General features: G+C 70.3%; 7 protein-coding genes. 5 read left to right on the top strand and 2 right to left on the bottom strand.

Annotation, left to right across the window (positions count from 1 at the left end; genetic code table 11):
* A partial coding sequence (locus ASJ79_RS22255; protein WP_156448578.1) for a DUF3418 domain-containing protein occupies positions 1–250 on the top strand: 250 nt, incomplete at its 5' end.
* Here the strand turns inward: ASJ79_RS22255 and ASJ79_RS22250 are convergent.
* Entirely contained in the window at positions 225–944 is a 720-nt protein-coding gene (locus ASJ79_RS22250; RefSeq protein WP_067960011.1) for an SDR family oxidoreductase, read from the bottom strand. The two genes, ASJ79_RS22255 and ASJ79_RS22250, sit on opposite strands and share 26 nt — an antisense overlap.
* Before the next feature lie 123 nt (positions 945–1,067).
* Here ASJ79_RS22250 and ASJ79_RS22245 point away from each other — a divergent pair, with 123 nt between their 5' ends.
* Positions 1,068–1,904, top strand: coding sequence for a helix-turn-helix transcriptional regulator (locus tag ASJ79_RS22245; RefSeq protein ID WP_156448577.1), 837 nt, complete (start codon positions 1,068–1,070; stop codon positions 1,902–1,904).
* Here ASJ79_RS22245 and ASJ79_RS22240 read toward each other — a convergent pair.
* On the bottom strand, positions 1,873–3,528 hold the full coding sequence (locus ASJ79_RS22240) for a GAF domain-containing protein (RefSeq protein ID WP_067960009.1): 1,656 nt from the start codon (positions 3,526–3,528) through the stop codon (positions 1,873–1,875). The genes ASJ79_RS22245 and ASJ79_RS22240 overlap by 32 nt on opposite strands.
* Before the next feature lie 101 nt (positions 3,529–3,629).
* Here ASJ79_RS22240 and ASJ79_RS22235 point away from each other — a divergent pair, with 101 nt between their 5' ends.
* Genes ASJ79_RS22235 through ASJ79_RS22225 form a run of 3 tightly spaced genes read left to right on the top strand, consistent with a single transcriptional unit; the run spans position 3,630 to position 6,306 of the window.
* On the top strand, positions 3,630–4,700 hold the full coding sequence (locus tag ASJ79_RS22235; RefSeq protein WP_082753990.1) for an ABC transporter substrate-binding protein: 1,071 nt from the start codon (positions 3,630–3,632) through the stop codon (positions 4,698–4,700).
* Positions 4,697–5,527: an ABC transporter permease gene (locus ASJ79_RS22230; protein WP_067960006.1), complete on the top strand. Its 831-nt coding sequence runs from the start codon at positions 4,697–4,699 to the stop codon at positions 5,525–5,527. The genes ASJ79_RS22235 and ASJ79_RS22230 overlap by 4 nt, the downstream gene beginning before the upstream one ends.
* Positions 5,524–6,306, top strand: coding sequence for an ABC transporter permease (locus ASJ79_RS22225; RefSeq protein ID WP_067960003.1), 783 nt, complete (start codon positions 5,524–5,526; stop codon positions 6,304–6,306). Before ASJ79_RS22230 ends, ASJ79_RS22225 begins: the two co-directional genes overlap by 4 nt.
* Positions 6,307–6,315: the final 9 nt, after the last annotated feature.

Below are 6,315 nucleotides of genomic sequence, written 5' to 3'. Positions count from 1 at the left end.
CGCATGGCCGACGCTCGGCCTGACCTTGCCCGAGGTGCTGCCGGAGAAGCTGGCCGGTATCAAGCGGATCTCGCGGCGGGCGCTGTCACCTGCGCGCGCCGCCGCGCCCGACGTCGAGGACATCGCCCGCATGATCGAGGAACTGCGGGTGAGCCTGTGGGCGCAGCAGCTCGGCACCGCCCGGCCGGTCAGTGAACAGCGGATCTACCGGGCCATCGACGCGGTCAGCGTTGCCGGGCCGGGCGGATGACGATCTCGTTGACGTCGACCTCGGGCTCGGTGCCGATCGCGTAGGCGACCGCGGCGGCCACCGCCTCCGGGCCGATCGCATTGCGGCGGTACTCGGACATGAGCTCGCGAGCGGCCGGATCGGTGATGGTGTCCGCCAGTTCGCTCTCGACCACGCCGGGCGAGATCGTGGTGACCCGCAGCCAGTCCGGAGACTCCTGCCGCAGCCCCTCGGTGATCGCCCACGCGGCGAACTTGGTGCCGCAGTACACCGCGGCGGTCGGGACGACCTCGTGCGCCCCGATCGAGGCGACGGTGACCATGTGCCCGCTGCGCTGGCGCCCGAACTGCGGTAGCGCCGCGGCGATTCCGTGCAGCAGGCCGCGGACGTTCACGTCGATCATCCGGTCCCACTCGTCGACCAGACCGGCGTCCAGCCGCGACAGCGGCATCAGGCCCGCGTTCGCCACCAGCACATCGAGTCGGCCGTGCCGGGCGACGACGTCGTCGACCGCGGCCTGCACCGCCGCCCGGTCGGTCACGTCCAGCTCGTACGGCTCGACGATGCCGTCGGCCTGCTCGGCCAGTTCCCGCAACCGGCCGGTGCGGCGGGCCGCCGCGATCACCGTCGCGCCGTCGCCGGCCAGCCGCAGCGCGATGGCCCGTCCAATTCCGCTGCTGGCGCCCGTCACCAGAGCCACCTTGTGTCCGTTCATGATGCGTCCTTTCGTCGTTGTCTCCTCCACGGTCGGTGTGATCGCGCCGGTGGACCAGTACGCGGTGTTCCTGGGTGTGACAGTCCCAGGCTGGATCCGCCGCAGGTCACTACGATCGCGGGCATGGCGGACAACGAGCTGGGCGACTATCTGCGGGCACGGCGCGCGCAGATCAGCCCGGCGGACGTGGACCTGCCCGACTTCGGGCAGCGCCGGGTCAGCGGGCTGCGCCGCGAAGAGGTGGCCCTGCTTGCGGGCTTGAGCTTCGACTACTACACCCGGCTGGAACAGGGCCGTGAGCGCCGGCCGTCGCCGCAGGTGGTTGACTGCCTGGCCGCGGCACTGCGGCTGCCGGAGGACGCCCGCCAGCATCTGTTCCGGCTGGCGGGGCTCAGTCCGCGCGCCCGGGGGAGCGTCACCGTGCGGGTGGACCCCGCGTTGCGCGAGCTCATGAGCATGTGGCCGGACAATCCGGCGGTCGTGTTCAGCCGCGCCTACGACGTGCTCGCCGCGAACCCGATCGCCGACGCGATGTTCTCGAACTGGGCGCATTCGAGGAACCTCATGCACGTGGTGTTCACCGACCCGGCGGCGCGTGACTTCTATCCCGCATGGCCCGAGGTGGCCCGCGACGCGGTGGCCGGGTTTCGGCACGGGTACGGTCAGGCGCCCGACGACCCGCGGATCCAAGCCGTGTTGACCGAGCTGCTGCAGTCCTGCCCGGAGTTCGCCGAGCTGTGGACCCAGCACGATGCGCGCCGGAAGTCCGCTCAGCACAAGAACTTCCATCACCCGCAAGTGGGGCCGATGACGCTGCGGATGCAGACCTTCGACGTCCGTTCCGGCGCCGGCCAGGAACTCGTGGTCTACCACGCCGAGCCGGGATCGCCGAGCGCCGACGCGTTGGCGCTGCTGGGTTCGCTGGCCGCTAGCCCAGCGAGGCGATCCGGGCGACGGTGAGCGCGGCGGTGAGCTGCAGCAGATCCCCCGGGCGCGCCAGACTCAACCCGGTCAGCTCCTCGAGCCTGCGGACGCGCTGCGCGACGGTGTTCGGGTGCAGGTGCAACGCCTGCGCGGCGGCCCGCCGGTCCAGGCCGTGCTCGAGAAGCACGCGGGCCGTGCGCAACAACTCGGTCGACCGGGCACGGTCGTAGTCCACGGCGCGACCGAGCACCGCGGACGCGAACTCGCGTAACCGCCCGGGGTCGTCGAGTTGCAGCAGCAGGTGCTCGATGGTCGGCTCGTCAAGATCGATCACCGTCGCCGGGCCACCGTCGCCGGCGAGGTCGAGCGCGCCCCGGACCGCCCGGAAGTATCCGGGTATCTCCCGTGCGCCGCCGTGACGGGACACGGCCGCCGTCGGTTTCCCGGGAACGCCTGCGGAGCCGAGGAATTCGAGCAGGCGGGTGGCGGTCTGCACCGGGGCCCCGGCGTCGTCCGGGCAGACCAGGACCAGGTCGCCGCGGTGCAGTGCCACCAGCGGGCGCGGTGTCAGACCGGCGACGAATCGGTCCGCCACCACGAGTGTGCGGTTGTCGGCGGGCCGGACCGCGATCAGGGTCTGCGCACCGGACAGGTCCCAGCCCATGCGGCGGGCGCGATCCAGCAACGCCGGCATGCCGGCCTCGTCGGCGCCGAGCAGATCGGCCACCAGCGACCCGCGGATGCGCTGTTCGACCTCGGCTGCGGTGCGGGCCCGCAACAACTCGAGAGCGGTGACGACCGTCGCGTGTTCGACCGCGCGCACGTCGAGTCCGGACAGCTCTGAATCGGACGCTGCCACATGGATTCTGGCCACCACGGCATCGTCGAGCCGCACCTCGGCCACGACGTGCTCTGCGAGCGCAGGGTCGGGCCGGCCGGCATCGGCCAGAGCTTCGCCGTAGACGTCCTCGATCAGCACCCCGCGGTCGAGCAGTTCCGACAGCGCCACGGCCACACCGGACACCCCTTCGCCACGCAGCGCGGTCGCCGTCAGCAGCGTGTGGATCTCCTCGGCGCGCCGCAGTTCACGGATCGTCGCCTGTTCCTTCGCGCGCAGCTGCGCCGTGCCGAGCGCGATCGCGACCTGCGTGGCGAGGGTGGTCACCAGGGTGACCTCGGCGCGGTCGAACCGATGCGGCGCGGCCCGGTAGCCGTTCAGGGCGCCGACCACGGTCCCGGACCGGCGCAGCGGTGCCGAGATCAGCGCGCGGTAACCCTGTTCCTGGGCGACGCCGCCCCAGCTGAAGTCCGGCACCAGCTCGATGTCCCCGAGGGTGACGACGTCTCCGGTGCGGAAGGCCAGGCTGGTCGGCGCCTGGTGGTCGTCCGGCACGTCCAGCAGGATCGGACGATTCGCGTTGACCTGGGCGATGTACTCCGCGGACAGGCCGTACGAGCCCTCGATCGTGAGCGCCCGGCCCTCGGCATCGGGGAGGAAGACCGCGCAGAAGTCGTAGCCGAGCAGCGTGCAGGCGGTGCGGGCGACGCGGTCGAGCACCTCGGCGACCGGCTCGTCGCCGCCCACCGCCTCGCCGATCTCGGCGAGCGCGCTCAGCCAGTGCTCGAACGGATCGGGCCCGGCCTGTGTGTCCAACGACATGATTCAGAGCATAACTGTGTGTGCCGAGACATTGCCGGCCGTGATCCCCAGCCCGCATCGTTGCAGTCGTGAGCGCCATCACAGAACCAGGAGGTCGACGGATGGGTCTTTCCGTGCGCATCGGTGCGAGACGGGGCAGAAGAGCGGGCAGAGCCGCCTTCGGCTTCCTCCTCGCTGCCCTGCTCGTCCTCACCACCGCGTGCTCGGCGGGCCTGGGTGGTCCCGCATCGTCCCGGTCGGCCCGCGACGGTGTCATCCGGTTCACCTTCGCGCCCGACCCGATCTGGGACTACATGAACGAGACCGGCATCGTCGACGAGTGGCAGCGCGACACCGGCTACACCATCGAGACCAGCGCCACCTGGGACGAGTTCGGCCTCTTCGCCGGTGGCCACGCCGACATCATCTCCACCGCATCCTTCGAGGTGCCCGGCCTGGAGGAGCAGACGCAGCGCGAGACCCTGATCATCGGCAAGTACAACGCCGAGCGCAGCCGCATCCTGGTCCGCGCCGACGACCCGGCACAGTCTCTCGCCGACCTGCGGGGGAGACGCCTCGGGGTGTTCACCACCGTGTCCGGCACGCTGGTGTGGAGCGCCCTGGTCAAGCGTATGCACGACCTGACCGTCGTCGACGGCGACTTCGACGTGGTGGTGGCCGACATCCAGAACCTTTCGAACCTGCTGGCGCGCGGAGAGATCGACGCCTGCATCTGCTACCCGGACCTGTCGGCGCGCGAACTGCGGGACGGCTCGGTGCGACCGCTGTACGACGGCAAGTCGTCGGCCGACCTGTTCGCCGAACTCGTCGCGCCGGGCCATGACGGGCCGATGGGCAACGTGTTCGTCGCCCGCAAGGACTGGGTGGACGGCCACCCCGGGGAGGTGTCGGCGTTCCTGGATCTGTGGGACCGCGGGCTGGCCGAATGGCAGGCGCACCGCGACGAGATGATCGAGCGCTACCCACAGCATTTCGCCGTCGCCACGCCCGACGACATCGAGTTCATGAAAACGTATGTGGCCGAGCATGACTGGGTCACCGACGAGGTGCGATTCGATCCGCAGTGGGCCGAGGACGAAAGCTCCATCTTCGACCTGATGCGCGCCACCGAGGTCATCGGCGACGACGTCACCGACCCGCAGTTCCTGCCGACCGAAGGAGTCCAGAAGTGACCCAGACCGTCGCTCCGCCGGATACCCGGCCCGAACCGGCGCCGCCGGGCCCGCGCCGGGGGCAGCGTCCTCCCCTTACCCACCGGCGCTGGCTGGTCTCCGGTCTGGCGCTGCTACTGGCCCTGGGCACGTGGGCGGCCCTGGCCGCGTGGGTAGACGACCCGATCCTGCCGCGGCCCTCGCTGGTGGGCGAGCAGGTCGTCGAGATCGTCGCGTCGGGCGAGGCGTTCACCAACTTCGCCGTCAGCATCGCCAAGATCGCCGCCGGCTTCGCGATCGCGATGGCCGGCGGGCTCGTCATCGGATTCGTCATGGGCCGTTCCCGGTTCATGACCTCGTACTTCTCGCTTCCGCTCTTCGTGCTCGGCAACATGCCCGGGCTGACGTACGCGGTGTTCGGCCTGCTGATCTTCGGGGTCGGGGCCGGCGGGCCCATCGTGGTGTCGGCGCTGGTGGCGCTGCCGTTCATCGCGATGAACGTCGCCGAGGGGGTGCGCTCCGTGGACGGCAACCTGCTCTCGATGTGCCAGGCCTTCGGGCGCACCCGCGCCGACGTGCTGCGGCACCTGTATCTGCCGGCGCTGGCGACGTTCGTGTTCGCCGGTGTGCGGTATGGCTTCGCGATGGCGTGGAAGGTCGAGGCGCTCACCGAGGTGTTCGGCGCCAGTTCCGGTGTCGGGTTCATGATCCGCAAGGCCTACCAGGAGTTCCAGGTCGCCGACATGCTCGTGTGGACCGCGCTGTTCATCATCGCGATGGTGCTGATCGAACGGGGCCTGGCCCACCTGGAGAACCGGTTCTTCGCCTGGCGGAAGGAAATCGCATGACCACCCAGATCCAGACCTGGCAGCGTCAGCTACGCGGCCAGGCCGGCACGGCCACGGCCGTCGTCGCCGCGGTGCTCAGCATCCTGGCGGCCTGGCAGGTCACCGTCATCGTCGGCAACCGGGTGCCGTCGATCGCCGACAGCATCGCCCGGCTCGGGTCCGAAGCGGCAGCCGGCGATCTGTGGCACAACCTGGCGCTCAGCATGAACCGGTTCGCGCTGGGCCTCGCGCTCGCACTCGTGGCCGGGGCGGTGATCGGTGTGCTGATGGGCTTGTCCCGCGTGGCCGACCTCGCCTTCTCCGACCTGAACGCCGCGGCACTGGCCATCCCCGCCGTCATCTGGGCGCTGCTGACCACGATGTGGTTCGGTTTCGGCTGGCTGACCCCGGTGGTCACGGTGTTCCTGTCCGGGCTGCCGTTCGTCGTGGTCAACATCGCCAAGGCCACCCGGGCAGTGCCTGCCGACCTGGTGCTGATGGCCCGCTCGTTCGGCGTGCCGCAAGGCCGGGTCCTGCGCCAGATCGTCGCTCCGGCAGTCGCCGGATCAACCGTCGCCGCAGTGCGATTCGCGATCATGAGCGCCTGGAATGGGCTCCTGCTGGCCGAGTGGTTCGGTGCCACCTCCGGCGTCGGCTGGCGGTCCCGCTACTGGTACGACGCCAACCAGCTCGACGGCTTCCTGGCCTGGGTACTGGTGTTCATCCTGGTGCTGGTCGTCGCCGACCTGCTGATCATGGGTCCCATCGAGCGCTTCGCCACCCGCTGGCGCACCGTCTAGAAAGCGAGA

Origin of the sequence: Mycobacterium sp. NAZ190054, from assembly GCF_001545925.1 — a bacterium.
Lineage (GTDB): Bacteria > Actinomycetota > Actinomycetes > Mycobacteriales > Mycobacteriaceae > Mycobacterium.
The sequence above is the reverse complement of the archived record's forward strand: the minus strand, read 5'-3'. Positions and strand labels throughout refer to the sequence as shown.